At 72.5% G+C, this 18,871-nt stretch carries 14 protein-coding genes and 1 pseudogene; 12 read left to right on the forward strand and 3 right to left on the reverse strand.

All coding sequences use genetic code 11. The features are described 5' to 3' along the window. Nucleotides 1-115 precede the first annotated feature (115 nt). Together ACZ7GZ_RS33350 and ACZ7GZ_RS33355 are read left to right on the forward strand one after the other, a co-directional pair. Nucleotides 116-412, forward strand: coding sequence for a hypothetical protein (locus ACZ7GZ_RS33350; protein WP_471029976.1), 297 nt, complete (start codon nt 116-118; stop codon nt 410-412). A gap of 137 nt (nt 413-549) precedes the next feature. After that, nucleotides 550-1,410 (forward strand): hypothetical protein, encoded by an 861-nt coding sequence (locus tag ACZ7GZ_RS33355; protein WP_471030006.1) that lies wholly within the window; start codon nt 550-552, stop codon nt 1,408-1,410. Between the two features lie 363 nt (nt 1,411-1,773). Here the strand turns inward: ACZ7GZ_RS33355 and ACZ7GZ_RS33360 are convergent, their stop codons facing one another. Continuing rightward, nucleotides 1,774-1,956: a hypothetical protein gene (locus ACZ7GZ_RS33360; RefSeq protein WP_471029978.1), complete on the reverse strand. Its 183-nt coding sequence runs from the start codon at nt 1,954-1,956 to the stop codon at nt 1,774-1,776. Between the two features lie 249 nt (nt 1,957-2,205). Here ACZ7GZ_RS33360 and ACZ7GZ_RS33365 point away from each other — a divergent pair, with 249 nt between their 5' ends. The 3 genes from ACZ7GZ_RS33365 (at nt 2,206) to ACZ7GZ_RS33375 (ending at nt 7,827) form a co-directional block, all read left to right on the forward strand. Beyond that, complete coding sequence (locus tag ACZ7GZ_RS33365; RefSeq protein WP_471029980.1) at nt 2,206-5,079, forward strand: DEAD/DEAH box helicase; 2,874 nt, start codon at nt 2,206-2,208, stop codon at nt 5,077-5,079. Then, nucleotides 5,076-6,362 carry an SWIM zinc finger family protein gene (locus tag ACZ7GZ_RS33370; RefSeq protein WP_471029981.1) on the forward strand — a complete coding sequence of 429 codons (1,287 nt, stop codon included), beginning with the start codon at nt 5,076-5,078 and terminating at the stop codon, nt 6,360-6,362. Before ACZ7GZ_RS33365 ends, ACZ7GZ_RS33370 begins: the two co-directional genes overlap by 4 nt. Nucleotides 6,363-6,492: 130 nt before the next feature. Further along, nucleotides 6,493-7,827: an esterase-like activity of phytase family protein gene (locus ACZ7GZ_RS33375; RefSeq protein WP_471029982.1), complete on the forward strand. Its 1,335-nt coding sequence runs from the start codon at nt 6,493-6,495 to the stop codon at nt 7,825-7,827. An 83-nt stretch (nt 7,828-7,910) separates the two neighbouring features. Here the strand turns inward: ACZ7GZ_RS33375 and xylA are convergent, their stop codons facing one another. Further along, on the reverse strand, nt 7,911-9,077 hold the full coding sequence (gene xylA / locus ACZ7GZ_RS33380) for a xylose isomerase (protein ID WP_471029985.1): 1,167 nt from the start codon (nt 9,075-9,077) through the stop codon (nt 7,911-7,913). Between the two features lie 154 nt (nt 9,078-9,231). Between xylA and xylB the strand changes: the two genes are divergently transcribed. The 7 genes from xylB to adh all read left to right on the forward strand — a co-directional run bounded on the left by xylB (nt 9,232) and on the right by adh (nt 18,515). After that, the gene (gene xylB / locus ACZ7GZ_RS33385; protein WP_471029987.1) at nt 9,232-10,686 is read left to right on the forward strand and encodes a xylulokinase; all 1,455 of its coding nucleotides are present in this window, start codon (nt 9,232-9,234) and stop codon (nt 10,684-10,686) included. A 34-nt stretch (nt 10,687-10,720) separates the two neighbouring features. Then, nucleotides 10,721-11,929 carry an ROK family protein gene (locus tag ACZ7GZ_RS33390; protein ID WP_471029989.1) on the forward strand — a complete coding sequence of 403 codons (1,209 nt, stop codon included), beginning with the start codon at nt 10,721-10,723 and terminating at the stop codon, nt 11,927-11,929. 290 nt (nt 11,930-12,219) lie between these two features. Beyond that, nucleotides 12,220-13,704: an APC family permease gene (locus ACZ7GZ_RS33395; protein WP_471029990.1), complete on the forward strand. Its 1,485-nt coding sequence runs from the start codon at nt 12,220-12,222 to the stop codon at nt 13,702-13,704. A gap of 80 nt (nt 13,705-13,784) precedes the next feature. After that, on the forward strand, nt 13,785-14,798 hold the full coding sequence (locus ACZ7GZ_RS33400) for an acetamidase/formamidase family protein (protein WP_471029991.1): 1,014 nt from the start codon (nt 13,785-13,787) through the stop codon (nt 14,796-14,798). 115 nt (nt 14,799-14,913) lie between these two features. Next, nucleotides 14,914-15,558, forward strand: a complete 645-nt coding sequence (locus ACZ7GZ_RS33405) for an N-acetylmuramoyl-L-alanine amidase (RefSeq protein WP_471030009.1) — start codon at nt 14,914-14,916, stop codon at nt 15,556-15,558. Between the two features lie 69 nt (nt 15,559-15,627). After that, nucleotides 15,628-16,935 (forward strand): GAF domain-containing protein, encoded by a 1,308-nt coding sequence (locus ACZ7GZ_RS33410; protein ID WP_471029994.1) that lies wholly within the window; start codon nt 15,628-15,630, stop codon nt 16,933-16,935. Nucleotides 16,936-16,991: 56 nt separating this feature from the next. Then, the gene (gene adh / locus ACZ7GZ_RS33415) at nt 16,992-18,515 is read left to right on the forward strand and encodes an aldehyde dehydrogenase (protein ID WP_471029996.1); all 1,524 of its coding nucleotides are present in this window, start codon (nt 16,992-16,994) and stop codon (nt 18,513-18,515) included. 8 nt (nt 18,516-18,523) lie between these two features. Here adh and ACZ7GZ_RS33420 read toward each other — a convergent pair. Beyond that, nucleotides 18,524-18,790, reverse strand: a pseudogene (locus ACZ7GZ_RS33420) (NF041680 family putative transposase); the annotation flags it as partial. Between the last annotated feature and the right edge of the window lie 81 nt (nt 18,791-18,871).

The raw sequence follows: 18,871 nt of genomic DNA on the forward strand, positions 1-18,871 counted from the left end.
CTCGAAGCGCTTCACCGCGTCGCCTCTCTTCTGCCGCGGAAGGTCCAACTCTACGTTGCATGACAGCAGATGAGCGATCGACGACGACCCCGTTCCGGGGGATAGGGTGGTCCGCATGTTCGGCCAGATACGCAAGTTCGCCGCCAGGCTCCGCGACTCGACGCAGACTCAGCCGACGGGCACCACGGAGAGACGCGCACACAACTTGTTCGAAGCGGCGGCCACCTATGTCGTCGCCCGCGCGGAAGACGATCAGGACCGGCTCGAGGAGGCGGCGGCCTGGGTGTCGCCGGAGGCGCTGTCGTTCGGGGTGAGCGAACTCGCCTGCCGGGCGGTCGTCGCCCTGGCCCGGGAGCGCGACGAGTCTCCGGCGGCGGTGGCCCGTGATCTCCTCGGGCTGCCCACGGGCTGAGGAGGACGCTCGTCCATGTGGTCGTTTCGCCCCCGTCCAGGCGGAAACCTGCAGGTCCGCGTGGTGTGAGGAGTCGTGACAAGCGGCTTCCGCTCGCATTAGGGTGCGCGCCGATGGACGAACCACTGGAGGCAGGGATGGCCGGGACCGACGATGAGGCCGTCGCCGCCGCGGACGATGCGCTGTACGTGCTGACGGCGGTGCTGCTGACGCCGGCGCAGTTTCCGAGCGTTCTGGGCGACGACTATCCGGAGGCGTGCGCGGTGCTGGGACTCGCGCCGCTGGCCGACGGGTACGGCCTGGTGCTGGGTCAGGACGGCGAGGGCGCCCGCTGGACGGTCGTCATCGACGACGTCTCGCTGGTCGCCGTGGCGATCGCCTCCTGGGACTGCGGCATGGAGTACGAGCTGTCTCCGGACGAGCACGCCGTCGTGACCGCCCTGCCGGGCTGGCCCCTGGCGGTCGCCGTCGCGGCTCCGGGCGTCCCCGCCCCGCACGACCCCGCTCCGGAGCTGGCGGACCGGCCTGCGCTGAGCCCGCCGGACACCGGCTCCTGGGGGCCGCCCCAGCGCCGCCTGGGCGCCGACGAGATAGCGCTGCAGTGGGCGACGTGGCGGGAGCAGATCAACGACGCGGAATTCTCCGTGCCCGAGGGGGAGCAGCAGCCGGAGGGGCAGGAGAAGGCCGAAGAGCCGTCGCCGGAGAGCGAGAAGGGCGTGCCGCAGAGCGGTCACCGGGGAGTCAGGCGGGTGCTGGCGGAGGCGCGTGCCTATGTCGACGCGCCGCCGCCGCTCGGCCGGGTCCGTTCGTCGTTCGCCCCGGGTGACGCGCGTACGCTGCGCGCCGACGGCCCCGGCTGGTCGATGGTGGCCCGCACTGACGACATCGCCTTCGTCCTGCTCGACGAGGAGCCCGGCGAGGTCCTGCCGGTGGGACGGGGCCCCGAACTGCCGGGCCTGCTGGAGGCACTCGACAAGATGGCCGTACGCCCCATCTGAGCCCGCACGACACCAGGGCCGGGGCAGGCCAAGGCCCCGCGCCGCTACGGCTCGCCACGCGAGGCAGGACGACGGCACGGTCGGCGCGCCGAGGTCCCATGCCCGTACGCCGGCAGCCGAGACCGCTCACCGTCCGGCCCACCGCCCGAGACCGATGACCGTACGACCGCGGTCCCAGGCCCGACGGGAGCCGTCTCTCGAAGCCGGACGCCTCCGGAGGCGCCAACCTCCAGAGGGGCCACGCGGTCCCGTGCGAGGCGGGGCGAAACAGCCCCGGTGGGCGGACCGTCCCCCGAGGCCAGGGGTACAGCCCCCGGTCGGACAGGCCCCCGGTTGAGCCTCCCCTGGTCATCCGCCATTGCGTCAGCGGCCGAGTTCCTTGCGGGTGACTCTGCGGAGCCTGCGCCGCTGCGAGGGGTCCAGCGCCAGATACGCGCCCACCGGGACCCCGACCACGATCAGGAACGACACCCACCAGGGCAGCCAGATCAGCAGGAGCAGCCCGACCGCCACACCCCCGACGGCGATCTTCGCGTTCTTGGACATGAGCGTTGCCTCCTTCGCGGCCACTGCCGCTCTCTGCTCTGAAAACGGCCCCCCGCTCCGTGTGGTTCCGGAACCGCCCCTGAGACAACCCTGAGGCCTTCCCCTACTGGTTGGGGCCGCCCCTTCCCTCTTTCGAACAGATTGTGAAGTGGCCCGGATCACGACGCCAGTATGCCGGGGCCGCCCACATCGTGCTGTACCCTCGGCGACTCCGACCCAGTAGTCAAATTTGAGGAGCGCGGCAGAACTGTGCAGACCATCCCGACGGCACCACCCTCCGAGCTCTCCGAACTGGCCCGCTGCTGCACGGTGTTCCTGCCGTCCGACCCGCCTCGCACGGGCCGGATCGCCTTCTGGCGACGGGACGGCGGCGAGGCCCTACCCGTCGTCGCCGGCGGCTCCCCTGCAGAGCTGGACATCGTGATACCCACGGCGGACGGCGGCGTCGAGCCGGTCCGTACGCCCGCGCTCCTGCTGCCGGTGCACGATGCCCTGCCGTTGCTCATACGCGCGCGTGCACTGCGGCAGGGGCATCGCTCGGCCGGCTTCTGGGGCGCCGCCTGCCAACTGGCCCTGGCGTTCCTGGCGCGTGGTCTCCTTCTGCCGGGTCTGTCCCCCGGCGACCACGACGCCTGGCGAGTGGGCCCGCTGTCCGCCCGCGACGCGGAGCTGGTCCGCGAAGTCGCCGCCGCCATGCCGCCGGAGGCCCATGCGGTACCGCTCTCGCCCGAGGGACCGCCCCGGCTGCCGGATCCGGGGCGGCTGCTGCGCGCCTTCCTGGACGCGGTCGCCGACGTACTCCCGCGCTCCCCCGCCGCCCCGTCGGTGACCGGCGGACCGGCGTACGCGGCTCCCGAGCCGCAGCGGTTGCCCGCCCTGCGGGCATGGGCCGACGACATCGCCGCAGGCCAGGACGCGGGCATGCGCCTGTCCCTGCGCGTGGAGGTCTCCGGGCTCGACGACGCCGTACCGCGGGACGACGCTCCGGTCGGGTTCCGCGCGGTGCCGCAGGTGCACGGCGTGAGCGGGGCCGCGGACGTCATCGATGCCGCCGCCCTGTGGGCCGGTGCGGAAGCCGTGCACGAAGCGGTCGGTCCACGCGCGCGTGCGGACGCGCTGCTGGCCCTGCGCCGCGCCGCCCATGCCTGGCCGCCGCTGACGCCGCTGCTCTCCGCCGCCGTACCCGACGCCGTCGCCCTCGCCGACGACGAGGTCGCCGAACTGCTCGGTGAGGGCACGCGGGCCCTGGCCGCGGCGGGGGTCGAGGTGCACTGGCCGAAGGAACTGTCGCGCGAGCTCACGATGCACGCGACCGTCGGGCCGCCGGACGGCGGCACGCCCCCTCGGCGGGATGCCGCGACGCCCTCGTCGTTGCTCTCGTCGGACGCCACGGTCGCGTTCCGCTGGGGGTTCACGCTGGACGGGCGGGAGTTGTCCCGGCAGGACCTGGACCGGCTCGCGGAGGCCAAGCGTCCCCTGGTGCGGTTGCGTGACGGGTGGGTGCTGGTGGACCCGCTGCAGGCGCACCGCGCCCGGACCCGCCGGAACCGCGCCCTCTCCCCCGTGGAGGCGCTGGCCACCGCGCTGACCGGCTCGGCGGAGGTCGACGGCCGGCAGATCGACGTGCGCTCGTCGGGATGGCTGGAAGGGCTCAGGGAGCGGCTCACGGACACCGGGACGGCACCCGCTGTGGAGCAGCCTCCGGGGCTGGCCGCCACCCTGCGCGACTATCAGCTCCGCGGTCTCGACTGGCTGGCCCGCATGACGGCCCTCGGCCTGGGCGGCTGCCTGGCGGACGACATGGGCCTCGGCAAGACGGTCACGCTGATCGCACTGCATCTGCACCGGCAGACGGACGCCTCCGCCGCCGGTCCCACGCTCGTCGTCTGCCCTGCCTCCCTGCTCGGCAACTGGCAGCGCGAGATCGAGCGGTTCGCTCCCGGTGTACCGGTACGCAGGTTCCACGGTCCCGGACGCGCTCTCGGATCCGTCGCGGCCGGGGAGTTCGTCCTGACGACGTACGGCACGATGCGCCTGGACGCCGAGCGGCTGGCCGCCCTGCCCTGGGGCATGGTCGTGGCCGATGAGGCGCAGCACGTCAAGAACCCCTATTCGGCGACCGCGCGGGCGTTGCGTTCCATCGGGGCACACGCGCGCGTGGCGCTCACCGGCACCCCGGTGGAGAACAACCTCACCGAGCTGTGGGCCGTCCTCGACTGGACGACTCCCGGCCTGCTCGGCCGCCTCAGCACCTTTCGCGCCCGCTACGCGCAACCGGTCGAGGGCGGCCTCGATCCCGCCGCCGCACACCGTCTCGCAGGGCTCGTCCGGCCGTTCCTGCTGCGGCGGCGCAAGTCCGACCCGGGCATCGCCCCCGAGCTGCCGCCGAAGACCGAGAGCGATCATCCGGTGGCCCTCACACCGGAACAGGCGGGACTGTACGAGGCGTTGGTGCGTGAGACGCTGGACCGGATCGCGTCAGCCGACGCCATGGCCCGCCGGGGCCTGATCGTGCGGTTGCTGACCGGCCTGAAGCAGATCTGCAATCACCCGGCGCAGTTCCTCAAGGAGGACGAGCCGCGGCTCGCCGGCCGTTCGGGGAAGCTTGAGCTGCTCGACGAACTCCTCGGCACCATCCTCACGGAGGGCTCGGGGGTGCTCGTCTTCACTCAGTACGTGCGCATGGCCCGCCTGCTGGAGCGGCATCTGACGGCCCGTGGGGTGTCCTCGCTCCTGCTGCACGGCGGGACCCCGGTCAGTGCCCGCGACGAGCTGGTCCGGCGATTCCAGAACGGCGAGGCACCGGTGTTCCTGCTGTCCCTGAAGGCGGCCGGGACGGGCCTGAACCTCACCCGGGCCGAGCATGTCGTGCACTACGACCGCTGGTGGAATCCGGCGGTCGAGGCGCAGGCCACCGACCGCGCCTACCGCATCGGGCAGACGCGGCCGGTGCAGGTGCACCGGCTGATCGCCGAGGGGACCCTGGAGGACCGCATCGCGGACCTGCTGGACCGCAAGCGGGAGCTGGCGGACGCCGTGCTCGGAACCGGCGAGGCCGCGCTGACGGAACTGACGGACGCGGAACTGGCCGCGCTGGTGGAGCTGCGCAAGGAGGCACGATGAGCCGCTACGACGACGAGCACAGCCGTGAGGCGGGGCGCACGCTTGCCGCACTGCCGCCCGTGATGGGACGTGGATTCGCGCAGAGCTGGTGGGGTCGCGCATGGCTGCAGGCCTTGGAGGACGCGGCCCTGGACGGGGCGGCGGTCAAGGCGGGCCGCAGGCTCGCGCGAGCGGGCGGAGTGGGCGCGGTGACCGTGCGACCGGGGCGGGTCACCGCCGTCGTACGCGATCCGGGAGGCGCCGCGCACCGGGCCGATGTCCTCGTACCGGAGCTGTCCGAGGAGGAGTGGCGGCGGTTCCTGGACGTGACCGTGGAGCAGGCGGGGCACATGGCCGCGCTCCTCGACGGGGAGCTGCCGCCGCTTCTGATCGAGGACGCCGCGGTCGGCGGCATCGAGCTTCTGCCGGGCCTGGGCGATCTGGAACCCGAGTGCGGCTGCGGGACGTGGGACCACTGCGGGCACACCGCCGCGCTGTGTCACCAGGTGGCGCGGCTCCTGGACGAGGATCCGTTTCTGCTTCTGCTGATGCGCGGGCGCGGGAAGGACGCGTTCCTGGCGGAGCTGCATGTGCGCGGTACGGCGCCCCGCACGGAAGCGCCCACGTCCGTAACCGGGGGCGTGGACGCGGCGGAGGCGTGGGCGGCCGGGGACATCCTGCCCGGGCTGCCCGAACTGCCCGGACTCCCGCAGGTTCCGGGCACACCGCCGTCCCTCACCGCCGGGACGGCTCCGGCGCCCGGTATCGATCCCGTGGCCCTGGAACATCTGGCGGGCCGCACGGCCGCGGAGGCGTACCGGCTCCTCGCGGAGGTCCTGCGCTCGGGTGCGTGGGACGGCACTGCCCGCACGGCCGACCGGGATGCCGTACGACTCGCGTGCGGAGCGCCCTCGGACACCGTCGTCGAACGGCTTGCCGAGGGGTCGGGCCGCGGCCGCGAGGGGCTGGCGACGGCTGTCCGTGCCTGGCGTGCCGGGGGTGCGGCGGCCCTGGCCGTGCTCGACGAGGAGTGGCAGGTGGAGGGCGTGGCACTGGCACGCGCGCGTGCGGCACTCGAAGCGGCCTGGGAGGCGGACGAGCGGCCGGAGTTCCGCAGCAGCGGCAATCGGTGGACCGTCCCGGGCGGAGGGGTTCAGCTCCGCCTCGGCCGGGACGGCCACTGGTGGCCGTATCGTGAGGAGGCCGGGCACTGGACCCCTGCGGGCGGGCCGGACGCCGATCCGGCGACGGCACTGGCCGCGGCACGGCTCGGCGTCGCCCCGGAGCCCGAAGAGGACTGCTGACAAACCGTCACCGTGGAATCGCCGCGATCCGACGAACGGCCGCCGCCGGCTGTTCACCCCGCGGTCTTACCACGTTCCTCCTGGGGGCCAAATCTGGCCGGTGTCAGCGAACTTGTCCCCAGGAGGCCCGATGTCCCCGCGCACCGCCGGCCGGCGCCGCGTCCACCGTTCCGTCACCACGGGCCTGCCCCTGGCTGCCGCCCTGGTGGCCGCGGGAACGGCCACGGCCGCGCCGTCCCGGGACGCTCGCGTCATCCGCACGGCGACGCTCGGCGAGATCCCGCTCGGCGCCTTCAGCAACGCGCTTCTGCCCGGCAGCGTCGACGACGACCACGGGGTGAAGCTCGGGGGCATCGGCAGCGACATGTACCCGGCGGGCCACAAGGACGAGTACTGGACGGTGACCGACCGCGGCCCCAACGGGCAGGTCAAGGTGAACGGCACCAAGCGCCGTACGTTCCCGGTGCCGGGATTCGACCCGGCGATCGTGAAGGTCCGGGTCTGCGGCGACACGGTCCGGGTCATCGACGCCATCCCGCTGACCACCTCCTCCGGGAAGGCCGTCACCGGGCTGCCCGACCAGAAGAGCCGTGACGAGGCGCCGTACACCTACGACGCGCGGACGCCTCTCTCCTACAACCCGGACGGCCTGGACACCGAGGGCATCGTGCGGGCCGCCGACGGGACGTTCTGGCTCGTCGACGAGTACGGCCCCTCGCTCGTCCATGTCTCCGCGCACGGGAAGGTGCTCACCCGGTACGTGCCGAAGGGACTCGGGCTGGCGGGCGCGGACTACCCGGTGGTGGAGGCGCTTCCGTCGGTCTTCCTGCACCGCAAGACCAACCGGGGGTTCGAGGGGCTGGCGCAGCTGCCCGGCGGTGATCTGGTGCTGGCCCTGCAGAGCCCGCTGTCGCTGCCGGACACGGATGCCGGGAGCGCCTCGCGCACCACGCGGCTGCTGCGCTTCTCGCCGGGCAAGGAGGCCGTCACCGCCGAGTACGCCTACCGGTTCGACCCGGTGGACGTGGTCGATCCTGGCGAGGACGACACCTCCGAGCTGAAGATCTCCTCGGTGACGGCCGTGGGCGGTGACCGGCTGCTCGTCGAGGAGCGCACGGACAAGGCGGCCCGGTTGCAGCTGGTCGAGCTGAAGCGGCCATCGAGCATTCTCGGCGGGCCCTGGGACGACGACGCGACGTCTCCGTCCCTGGAACAGCTGGACGATCCGGCGTCCGCCGGCGTGCCGGTCCTGGCCAAGCGGCTCGTGGTGGATCTGAACAAGGTCGACGGGGTGCAGCGGAAGGTCGAGGGCATCGCGCGCGTGGACGGCGACACGCTCGCCCTCATCAACGACAACGACTTCGGGATGACCGACGGCGCGGGCGCGTTCGACGCGCAGGGCCGGCTTGTCGACAGCGGGATCAGGACGACCGTGACGTACGTCCGGCTGCCCGAGGGGCTGTGACGTCCCTGGACTGGTTAGTCCGGAAAGTGGACTGAAGGAGGGCCGGGACGGCGGCGCGTGCCGCAGCCCGGCCGTCCTCGCGTTCAGCCCCGTACCCCCAGCAGGTGGTCCATGGCGAGCTGGTCGAGGCGTTCGAACGCCATGCCGCGCGTGGCCGCCGCGTCGACGTCGAAGTCGTCGAAGGCCGCACGGTCGCCGAGCAGGGCCTCCAGGCCGTCGGCCGCGGTCGGCTGGGCCAGCTGGTCCAGGCGCGAGGCACGCAGCGCCTCCTGCACCTCCGGGTCGGCGCGGAAGGCGGCGGCGCGCTCCTTGAGGACGAGGTAGTTGCGCATGCAGCCCGCGGCCGACGCCCACACGCCGTCGAGATCCTCGGTCCGCGGCGGCTTGAAGTCGAAGTGCCGTGGGCCCTCGTAGCCGGCGCTCTCCAGCAGGTCGACCAGCCAGAACGCCGCCCTCAGGTCACCGGCGCCGAACCGCAGGTCCTGGTCGTACTTGACGCCGGACTGGCCGTTGAGGTCGATGTGGAAGAGCTTGCCCGCCCACAGGGCCTGGGCGATGCCGTGCGGGAAGTTCAGGCCGGCCATCTGCTCGTGCCCGACCTCGGGGTTGACGCCGTACAACCCGGGGCGCTCCAGGCGCTCGATGAAGGCCAGCGCGTGGCCGACGGTGGGCAGCAGGATGTCGCCGCGCGGCTCGTTCGGCTTGGGTTCGATCGCGAACTTCAGGTCGTAGCCCTGGGAGGTGACGTACTCGCCGAGGAGGTCGAAGGCTTCCTTCATGCGGTCCAGTGCGGCACGCACGTCCTTGGCGGCACCGGATTCGGCGCCCTCACGGCCGCCCCAGGCGACGTACGTCTTCGCGCCCAGCTCGACCGCGAGGTCGATGTTGCGGATCGTCTTGCGCAGCGCGTAACGGCGCACGTCACGGTCGTTGGCGGTGAACGCGCCGTCCTTGAACACCGGGTGCGTGAAGAGGTTGGTGGTGGCCATCGGGACGGTCATGCCGGTCGCGTCCAGGGCCTGGCGGAACCGCTTGATGTGCGACTCGCGCTCGGTGTCGGAGGACCCGAAGGGGATCAGGTCGTCGTCGTGGAAGGTCACCCCGTAGGCGCCGAGCCCGGCCAGGCGCCGCACCGTCTCGACCGGGTCGAGGGCGCGGCGGGTGGCGTCGCCGAACGGATCCCTTCCCTGCCAGCCGACGGTCCACAGGCCGAAGGTGAACCTGTCCTCGGGGGTGGGCTGGTAGCTCATGGCGCGGCTCCTTGCTGCGTTGCGACTATTTCGTCATAGCCGTTTACAAATTAGTATGCGCTCGCACCTCTGGGAAGAGAGCAAGATGTCTTTGTCCCACAGAGTCGCGGAAAGTAGCGGAAGTCGCGCAAAGTCGCGGAAAAGGGAGAGCCCGATGTCAGCAGCCGAGGGTCCGCTCGTCGTCGGCGTGGACACATCCACCCAGTCCACGAAGGCGCTGGTCGTGGACGCGGCCACCGGCCAGGTGGTGGCGAGCGGCCAGGCGCCGCACACCGTGTCCTCCGGCGCGGGCCGCGAGAGCGATCCGCGCCAGTGGTGGGACGCCCTGTGCGAGGCATTGCGCCAGTGCGGTGACGCGGCGCACGAGGCGGCCGCCGTGTCGATCGGCGGCCAGCAGCACGGCCTGGTCACTCTGGACGAGCGGGGCGAGCCGGTACGCCCGGCGCTGTTGTGGAACGACGTCCGCTCGGCGCCGCAGGCCCGCCGGCTGGTGGAGGAACTGGGCGGGCCGAAGGCCTGGGCGGAGCGCACGGGCAGCGTGCCCGGCGCGTCGTTCACGGTGACCAAGTGGGCCTGGCTCGCCGAGCACGAGCCGGAGGCGATCCGCGCGACCAGGGCGGTACGACTCCCCCACGACTACCTCACCGAGCGCCTGACCGGGCAGGGCACCACCGACCGCGGTGACGCGTCCGGCACCGGCTGGTGGGCGTCCGGCACGGAGGCGTACGACGCGGAGACGCTCGCGCACGTCGGTCTCGACCCGGCGCTGCTGCCCCGTGTGGTGCGGCCGGGAGAAGTGGCCGGCACCGTGCGCGACAGCCACGACCTGCCGTTCTCCAAGGGCACACTGGTCGCCCCCGGCACCGGTGACAACGCGGCGGCGGCACTCGGTCTCGGTCTGCGGCCCGGCATCCCGGTGCTCAGCCTCGGCACGTCCGGCACGGTGTACGCCGTCTCCAGACACCGCCCGGGCGATCCGACGGGAACGGTCGCGGGGTTCGCCGACGCGCACGGGGACTGGCTGCCCCTGGCCTGCACCCTGAACTGCACGCTCGCCGTGGACCGCGTCGCGGCGCTGCTGAGCCTGGACCGCGAGGCGGTGGCGCCCGGCGGCTCCGTGACCCTGCTGCCGTATCTGGACGGTGAGCGCACCCCGAACCTGCCGCACGCCTCCGGTCTGCTGCACGGCCTGCGCCACGACACGACCGCGGGGCAGCTGCTGCAGGCCGCGTACGACGGCGCGGTGCACGCGCTGCTGGGCGCACTTGACCTGGTCCTCGACGAGGACGCGGACCGCAGCACCCCGCTGCTGCTGATCGGCGGCGGGGCACGGGGGACGGCCTGGCAGCAGACGGTACGGCGGCTGTCGGGACGGCCGGTCCAGATCCCGGAGGCCCGGGAACTGGTCGCCCTCGGGGCGGCGGCACAGGCCGCCGGCCTGCTCACCGGCGAGGACCCGGCCGCGGTGGCCCGCCGCTGGAACACGGCCGCGGGCCCGGTGCTGGACGCCGTGGAGCGGGACCAGGAGACCCTGGAGCGGATCACCGGGGTACTCTCCGACGCGGCCCCACTGCTGGAGCGGGGGACGGACACCACGCCGCACGGATGAGCCGGGCGGCAGACACCGGGGATTGACTTCAGGCATGACCGCACCGCTGCACGAGGCCCGCCCGCCGGGCACCGGCCGCGCCCTGCCGGACACCCAGCAGGGCATGCGCCGACGCAACCTGGCCCGCGTGATGCACGCCGTCAGCGCCGAGGGTTCACTGTCGCGGGCCGCGGTCGCCTCGCGCATCGGGCTGACGCGGGCGGCCGTGTCGACGCTCGTGGACGAGCTGATCCGCTGGGGGCTGCTGGAGGAGCTGGGCCCGGAGCGGCCGGGCCGGGTGGGCCGGCCCGGGTCGGCGCTCACGGTGAGCGACCGCGGTCCGGCCGGGATCGGGGCCGAGATCGGCGTCGACCATCTCGCGGTGTGCGCGGTCGACCTGCGTGGCACGGTACGCGCGCGGGCCGTCCGGCACGGAGCGAACCGGGGCCGCGCGCCCGCACCGGTGGTCGAGGAGCTGACCGGGCTGGTGCGCCGGGTCGTCGCGGAAGCGGAGCGGGAGTCGCTGTGGCCCGCCGGACTGGCGGTTGCCGTGCCCGGACTGGTGGCGCGGGACGGCCGTACGGTGGTACACGCCCCGAACCTCGACTGGCACGACACCGACCTCGGCGCTCTTCTGCCCGGCGAATGGCCGCTGACCGTCGACAACGAGGCGAACTTCGGTGCGCTCGCGGAGTTGTGGCTCGGTGACGGCACACCGCGTGACTTCCTGCACGTGTCGGCCGAGATCGGCATCGGGGCCGCGGTCGTCGTGGACGGCGGGCTGCTCCGTGGCACCCACGGCTTCGCGGGCGAGCTCGGCCACGTACCCGTACGGCCGGACGGGCCGCCCTGTCCGTGCGGCGGCCGCGGCTGCCTGGAGCAGTACGCGGGCGAGGAGGCCGTGCTGCGTGCGGCGGAGCTGGAGCCGGGCGAGGACCTGGTGGGCCAGCTCGCCGCGCGTGCCAAGCAGGGTGACGAGAACGTTCGGGCCGCCCTGCGGGACGCCGGCACGGCGCTCGGCATCGCGCTGACCGGGGCGGTGAACCTCCTCGACCCCGAGACGGTGGTCCTCGGCGGCGCCCTGGCCGGGCTCTCCCCCTGGCTGCTGCCGTCCCTGAAGACGGAGCTGGCGGGCCGGACGGCGGGTCCCGCCTGCCCGGTGACGGTGTCCCGACTGGGCCCGCAGGGCCCGCTGCTGGGCGCGGCGCACTCGGTCGTCCGGGATGTGCTGGACGATCCGGCGGTGGTGGCGGAACGATCCTGAGGTCCGTCGCCGGATCCTGCGGGGTCCGGGCGGTGACGCGGTCTGGGGACAAACGGCCCGGCGGCAGCCGGTGTTCACCCGATCGGGTGGCCGGGTTTTCCACAAGTGGGGGCTTCTCCACGGAACCGGCGCGCGCTCTTCTGCCCAACCCGCCTGCGCCGTACCGTGATTCACGCGAGGCACAGCCGACGGATCGTCAACGTCGGCTGATGCCGGACGGTTGACGGAGCGGTTGACGGACCTTCACACACATCGGGTGGCAGTGGGCTGACAGGCATCGGGGGACACACATGCACGAGGAGACGACCGGGGCGCTGCGCCGCGACGCCGTCGGGTTGCGCGAGGTGTTGTTCCAGAGCGTCACGGCGATGGCGCCGGCCGCCGCGGTGGCCGCGTCGATTCCGGCCGGCGCCGCCTTCGCGGGTGGCAGCCTCCCGCTGGCGGTGCTGATCGCCCTGGTGGCCTGTCTGTTCACCGCTTCCTGCGTCGCCGAGCTGGCCCGGGAGCTGCCCGCGGCGGGCTCGGTGGCCACGTATGCGGCGCGGGGCCTGCACCCTGCCGTCGGGTTTCTCGTCGGCTGGGGTTACGTCTTCGTGGAGATGCTGGTCCCGCCGCTGCTCCTGCTGCAGCTGGGCTTCACGGCGGCGGGCACGCTGCACGAGGAGTGGTCCTCTTATCCGGTGGGTCTGTGGTGGCCCTGGTCCCTGGCGGGGGCCGGCGTGATCGCCGTCGCCGGTTACCTCGGCGTCCGTGCCTCTGCCCGCTTCGGTACCGTCCTCGGCGTCTTCGAGATCCTGGTCTTCCTGGTGTTCGCGGCCCTGCTCATCGGCAAGGCGGGCAGTGCCAACACCTTGTCGGTGTTCGGTGCTTCGCACACCGCAGACGGTTACGCCGGGCTCGGCGGCGTGTTCGCCGGGTCCGTGTACACGGTGCTGGCGTTCGCCGGGTTCGAGGCGGCGGCGCCGCTCGCCGAGGAGACACGCGACCCGCGGCGGACGATGCACCGCGCGGTCCTGGGAGCGGCCCTGGGGATCGGTCTGTTCTACGTGATCACGACCTACGCGATGACCGTCTACTTCGGCCCGGACCGTTTCGCGAAGTTCGGCGCCTCGGGCCAGGCGTCCTGGGACGGTGTCGCCCGGACCTCCTTCGGGCTCTTCTGGGTCCTGGTGTTCCTGGCGGTGATCAACTCGACGATCGCCAATGCCAACGCGTGCGCCAACGTCTCGACCCGTACGGCCTTCGCCCTGGCCCGGGTCCGGGTCCTGCCCCGCCTGCTCGCCGCGCTCCACCCCCGGCACCGCTCCCCCGTGGCCGGTATAGCGCTGCAGTCCCTCGTGGCGGTCGGGGCGGTGCTGGGACTCGGTTCCGGCTACGACCCCGTGACCGGGTTCCTGCTGCTGGCCACGGTGATCGTCACGGTCGTCGTCGGTGTCTACATCGTCGTGAACCTCGCGTGCGCCGGCTACTTCCTGCGCGTCGGCCGGGCGGTCCTGAAGCCGGTACGGCACCTGCTGTTCCCGGTGCTCGGCATCGCGGCCTTCATACCCGCCCTGCTGACGGCCGCCGGCCTCCCGGTCTTCGACTTCGTCACCGAACTGACCGCCCCGGTGTCCTACGCGGGCCCGGTCGTCGGGGTCTGGATGGCGGTGGGCGTGGTGGTGCTGCTCCTGCTGATGCGGCGGCACCCCGAGCGCATAGCCGAGACCGCGCGGGTGCACCTCGACGGCTACGACCCGGCCGGCGACCGGCAGGACGGCACCGTTCCCCGCTGACTTCCCGCCCGCCCCGCACCAAGCCGCACCGGCGCACACCCCGTCCCACGACCGCCCCCGTCAGAAGGGACCCCTCCACGATGACCGACCCCCGGATCCTCACCGTGCGCCCGGAACCGGACGCCTACGCCTGGACGTTCGGCGGTGCGCCGCCGGTGGCGCGGATCGCGCCCGGCACGGTTCTCGACCTGTACACGGAGGACTGTTTCGCCGGGCGGGTGCGCTCGGAGAAGGACCTCGTCTCCGAGGTCTGCGAGTTCCCGTTCCTCAATCCGCAGACCGGCCCCTTCCACATCGAGGGCGCCGAGCCCGGCGACACCGTGGCCGTGCACTTCGTGTCGATCGAACCGGCCCGCGACTGGGCGGCGTCGACGACGGCCCCGCTCTTCGGCGCGCTCACCTCGACCCACACCACGGCCACCCTGCAGCCCCCGCTGCCGGAGCGCGTCTGGATCTGGCAGCTGGACCGCACGCGGCGCACCGCCCTGTTCCAGGCGCAGGACAGCGACATCCAGGTGGAGCTCCCCATGGACCCCATGCACGGCACGGTGGGCGTGGCACCGGCCAATCTGGAGGTACGCTCCGCCCTGGTCCCGGACGCCCACGGCGGGAACATGGACACCCCCGAAATGCGGGCCGGCGTCACGTGCTACCTGGGCGTCAACGTCGAGGGCGCCCTGCTCAGCCTCGGCGACGGACACGCCCGGCAGGGCGAGGGCGAGACCTGCGGGGTGGCCGTGGAGTGCGCGATGAACACCGTGGTGGTCGTGGAGCTCCTCAAGGACGTCGCCACCCCGTGGCCGCGGCTGGAGTCGGACACCCACATCATCTCGACCGGCTCCGCGCGACCGCTGGAGGACGCGTTCCGGATATCGCAGGTGGACCTGGTGCGGTGGCTGGCGCGCGACTACGGATTCAGTGAGCCGGACGCGTACCAATTCGCAACCCAGGCGGTCGAATCGCCGTTGGCCAACGTGTGTGACACGAACTACACGTGCGTGGCCAAGCTCCGCAAGGAATGGCTGCCGGCGCGCGAGACGTACCGCGGCGTGCACGCCCGGCTGCGGGAGACCGCCCGAGCACTGCACCGTTGACGCCGGCGCCGTTCCCGTTGGCGCCTCCCCCACCCCCCGTTCCACCCCTCTCTGCACCCCGACGCTCCTACGACTCCGACGCCCCCCACCCCCTTGGAAGGCACCGCCGATGGACATGGACCCGGCCGGCCCCGCACAGCCGAGAGATCCGGCACCACCAGCCAGACCGGCACAGCCGCGCCTGAGCAGACGTCGGCTGCTGAAGGGCGCGGCGCTCGCCGCCGTCCCCTACCCACCGCTCCCCGACCCACGCGCCGGTGCGCAGCCCGAGGCCGTCGACTACCCGCCCGCCGAGTGGCAGCCGGCGAGTACCTCCAACTACACCGCGTCCGACCGCCCCGGCGACTACGCCATCGACCGCGTGATCATCCACGTCACTCAGGAGACGTACGCCAACACGCTGGCGATCTTCGCCAATCCGCAGAAGAAGGTGTCCGCGCACTATCTGGTCCGCTCGGCGGACGGGCACATCGCCCAGTGCGTGCACGAGGCCGACATCGCCTGGCACGCGGGAAACTGGGTCTACAACACCCGCAGCATCGGCATCGAGCACGAAGGCTGGGTGGACCAGCCGGCCTACTTCACCAACGCCCTCTACGAGAAGTCGGCGAAGCTCACGGCCGCGATCTGCACCAAGTACGGCATCCCGAAGGACAGGGAGCACATCATCGGCCACTACCAGGTGCCCGGCACCGACCACACCGACCCGGGCCCCGGCTGGGACTGGGTCCGCTACGTGAGACTGGTCAACTTCGCCTGACCGGAAGACGATGGGCGAAGGACCGGCATCAGGACCGACATCACCGTTTCACCGTCCGGGGAGGCCGAGTTGACCGATCCGTGGGTGGCCCTGGAGCCGGGGGCCGACCCCGCCGAGCGGCTCCGTGTGCTGCGCAGGGCGCACGAGACGTTCACCACGGCCGGCACGGTGCCGCGCCCGGTGCGGTCGGTCGTGGCGGAGTCGTGGCGACGCAGCGCACGGGCCGGTGTCGCACCGGACGGCACCGCCGGCGTGGAGCTGACCGACGCCGACCTCGGCGCGTACCGGGCGGAGCACCCGCTGGCCAGGGTGATGCCGCTGTTCCGGGAGCTGATGGGTACGTTCGCCGCCGACGGCAGGCATCTGCTGGCGGTGTGCGACGCGCAGGGCAGACTGCTGTGGGTCGAGGGTCACCGGGCGACCCGGCGCCGGGCGGACGGGATGAACTTCGTCCCGGGCGCGCGCTGGTCGGAGAGCGCGGTCGGCACCAACGCACCGGGGACCGCGGTCGCCGTGGACCGGCCGGTGCAGGTGTTCGCCGCGGAGCACTTCATACGGCGGGTCCAGCCGTGGACCTGCGCGGCGGCCCCAGTGCACGATCCGCGCACCGGACGGGTCCTGGGCGCCGTGGACATCACCGGCGGGGACGGGCTGGCGCATCCGCACAGCCTGGGCTTCGTGCGGGCGGTGGCGCGGGCCGCGGAGACGCAGCTCGCGCTGCTCGCACCGCCGCCGGGCACCGGGGACACGCCGCTGCTCGGCGCGCTGGGCCGGGACGAGGCCGAACTCGTCCTGGACGGCCGTCGGATCCGGCTCAGCCGCCGGCACAGCGAGATCCTCGTGCTGCTCGCCCGGCATCCCGAGGGGCTGACCGGGGATGAGCTGTCGTGCGCGCTGTACGCGGACGAGTCGGTGACCCCGGTGACGTTGCGTGCCGAACTGGCGCGGCTGCGCAGGCTGCTGGGTCCCGGCCTGCTCGCCTCGCGGCCGTACCGGCTCACGGCCGCGGCCGAGTCGGACGTCACCGCGGTGGAGCGGTGGCTGGAGGCGGGGGCGGTCACGGCGGCCGCGGAGGCGTACACCGGTCCGCTGCTGCCCGCTTCGCAGGCCCCGGCGATCGTACGGCTGCGGGACCGTCTCGCCGACGGGCTGCGGACGGCACTGATCGCGCACGGCGACCCGGACCTGCTCGCGGACTGGGCGCACGCCTCCTGGGGCGAGGACGACCTCGAGGTGTGGCGGGCGCTCGCCGCGGTACGGCCCACGGCGCCGGTGCGGGCCCGGCTCGCCACGCTGGAGGCCGAGCTGGCGGCACCGGCCGGCCGGGCACCGGCGGGGACCCGCGGCGCAACGTACTTGCAACGTCCGCCCGCCTAGCCTCGCGCCGAGAGCTGCCCAACGGCGGGCAGTGCTGCACCGGGAGGCAGACCAGCATGACTCGTTACGCGGCGCCGGGCACCGAGGGCGCGATCGTCTCCTACCAGGCGCGCTACGACCACTTCATCGGCGGCGCGTACGTGCCGCCGGTGCGCGGGCAGTACTTCGAGAACCCGTCGCCGGTCAACGGGCAGCCGTTCACCGAGATCGCGCGCGGCACGGCGGAGGACGTCGAGCGGGCACTGGACGCGGCGCACGAGGCGGCACCGCGGTGGGGCCGTACATCGGTGGCGGAGCGTTCCGACACGTTGCTGAAGATCGCCGACCGCATGGCGGCCAACCTCGAAGCCCTCGCGGTGGCGGAGAGCTGGGAGAACGGCAAGCCGGTGCGGGAGACGCTGGCGGCCGACATCCCGCTGGCGATCGACCACTTCCGCTACTTCGCGGGGGCGATCCGGGCACAAGAGGGCTCGCTCGGCGAGATCGACGACGACACGGTGGCGTACCACTTCCACGAGCCTCTCGGAGTCGTCGCCCAGATCATCCCGTGGAACTTCCCGATCCTGATGGCTGCGTGGAAGCTCGCGCCGGCGCTCGCGGCGGGCAACGCGGTCGTGCTCAAGCCCGCCGAGCAGACCCCGGCCTCCATCCACTACTGGGTCGGCCTGATCGCGGATCTGCTGCCGCCGGGCGTGCTGAACATCGTCAACGGGTTCGGGGTGGAGGCGGGCAAGCCGCTGGCGTCCAGCCCGCGCGTGGCGAAGGTCGCGTTCACCGGAGAGACCACGACCGGGCGGCTGATCATGCAGTACGCCTCCGAGAACATCAAGCCGGTCACCCTGGAACTCGGCGGCAAGTCGCCGAACATCTTCTTCGACGACGTCTGGGCGCACGACGACGACTTCCGCGACAAGGCCCTCGAGGGTTTCACCATGTTCGCGCTCAACCAGGGCGAGGTCTGCACCTGCCCGTCCCGGGCGCTGATCCAGCGCGGCCACTACGCGGAGTTCCTGCAGGCCGCGGTCGAACGGACGCGGCAGATCAAGCCGGGTCACCCGCTCGACACCGACACGATGATCGGCGCGCAGGCCTCCAACGACCAGCTGGAGAAGATCCTCTCCTACCTGGACATCGGCCGGCAGGAGGGCGCGAAGGTGCTCACCGGCGGCGAACGTATCGAGTACGACGGCGAGTTGAAGGGCGGCTACTACGTCCAGCCGACCATCTTCGAAGGCGACAACCGCATGCGGATCTTCCAGGAGGAGATCTTCGGCCCGGTCGTCTCGGTGACCTCCTTCGACGACTTCGACGACGCCATAAAGATCGCCAACGACACGCTGTACGGCCTCGGCGCGGGCGTCTGGACCCGGGACGCCACCACCGCCTACCGCGCCGGCCGCGCGATCCAGGCGGGCCGCGTGTGGACCAACTGCTACCACGCCTACCCGGCGCACGCGGCGTTCGGCGGCTACAAGCAGTCCGGGATCGGCCGCGAGACACACAAGATGATGCTGGAGCACTACCAGCAGACGAAGAATCTTCTGGTGTCGTACTCGCCGAAGAGGCTGGGCTTCTTCTAACTTGATCTTTAACCTGTGCGGCGGGGTCGTGGGGTCGTTGACTTCTTCGTTCGCTGCTTCGTCGTCGGTGTTTTGCGGGGCGTGTGCACGTCGTGGCGGGGTGTGGGTCGGGTGTTTTTGCGGCCGGGTGGTCGTCCCGGGCCTGGGCGGGAGGGTTTTGGTGCCTTGGCCGGGCAGCTGGCCTTGGGGCGGATGTGCCGAAAGTCGCGGCGAACGCGGGCCGGGGTGAGCCTGTTCGGCGGGCTCGGCTTCTCCCACGGCCGACGCAGGTCAGACATCCCATGGCGTAGGGATGTCAAGCGGCTCCGGCGAGGGTTGCGTGGTGTGACCACGCGGTGGCCTCGTCGTAGAGGGTG

This window comes from Streptomyces sp. NPDC037288 (assembly GCF_055603265.1).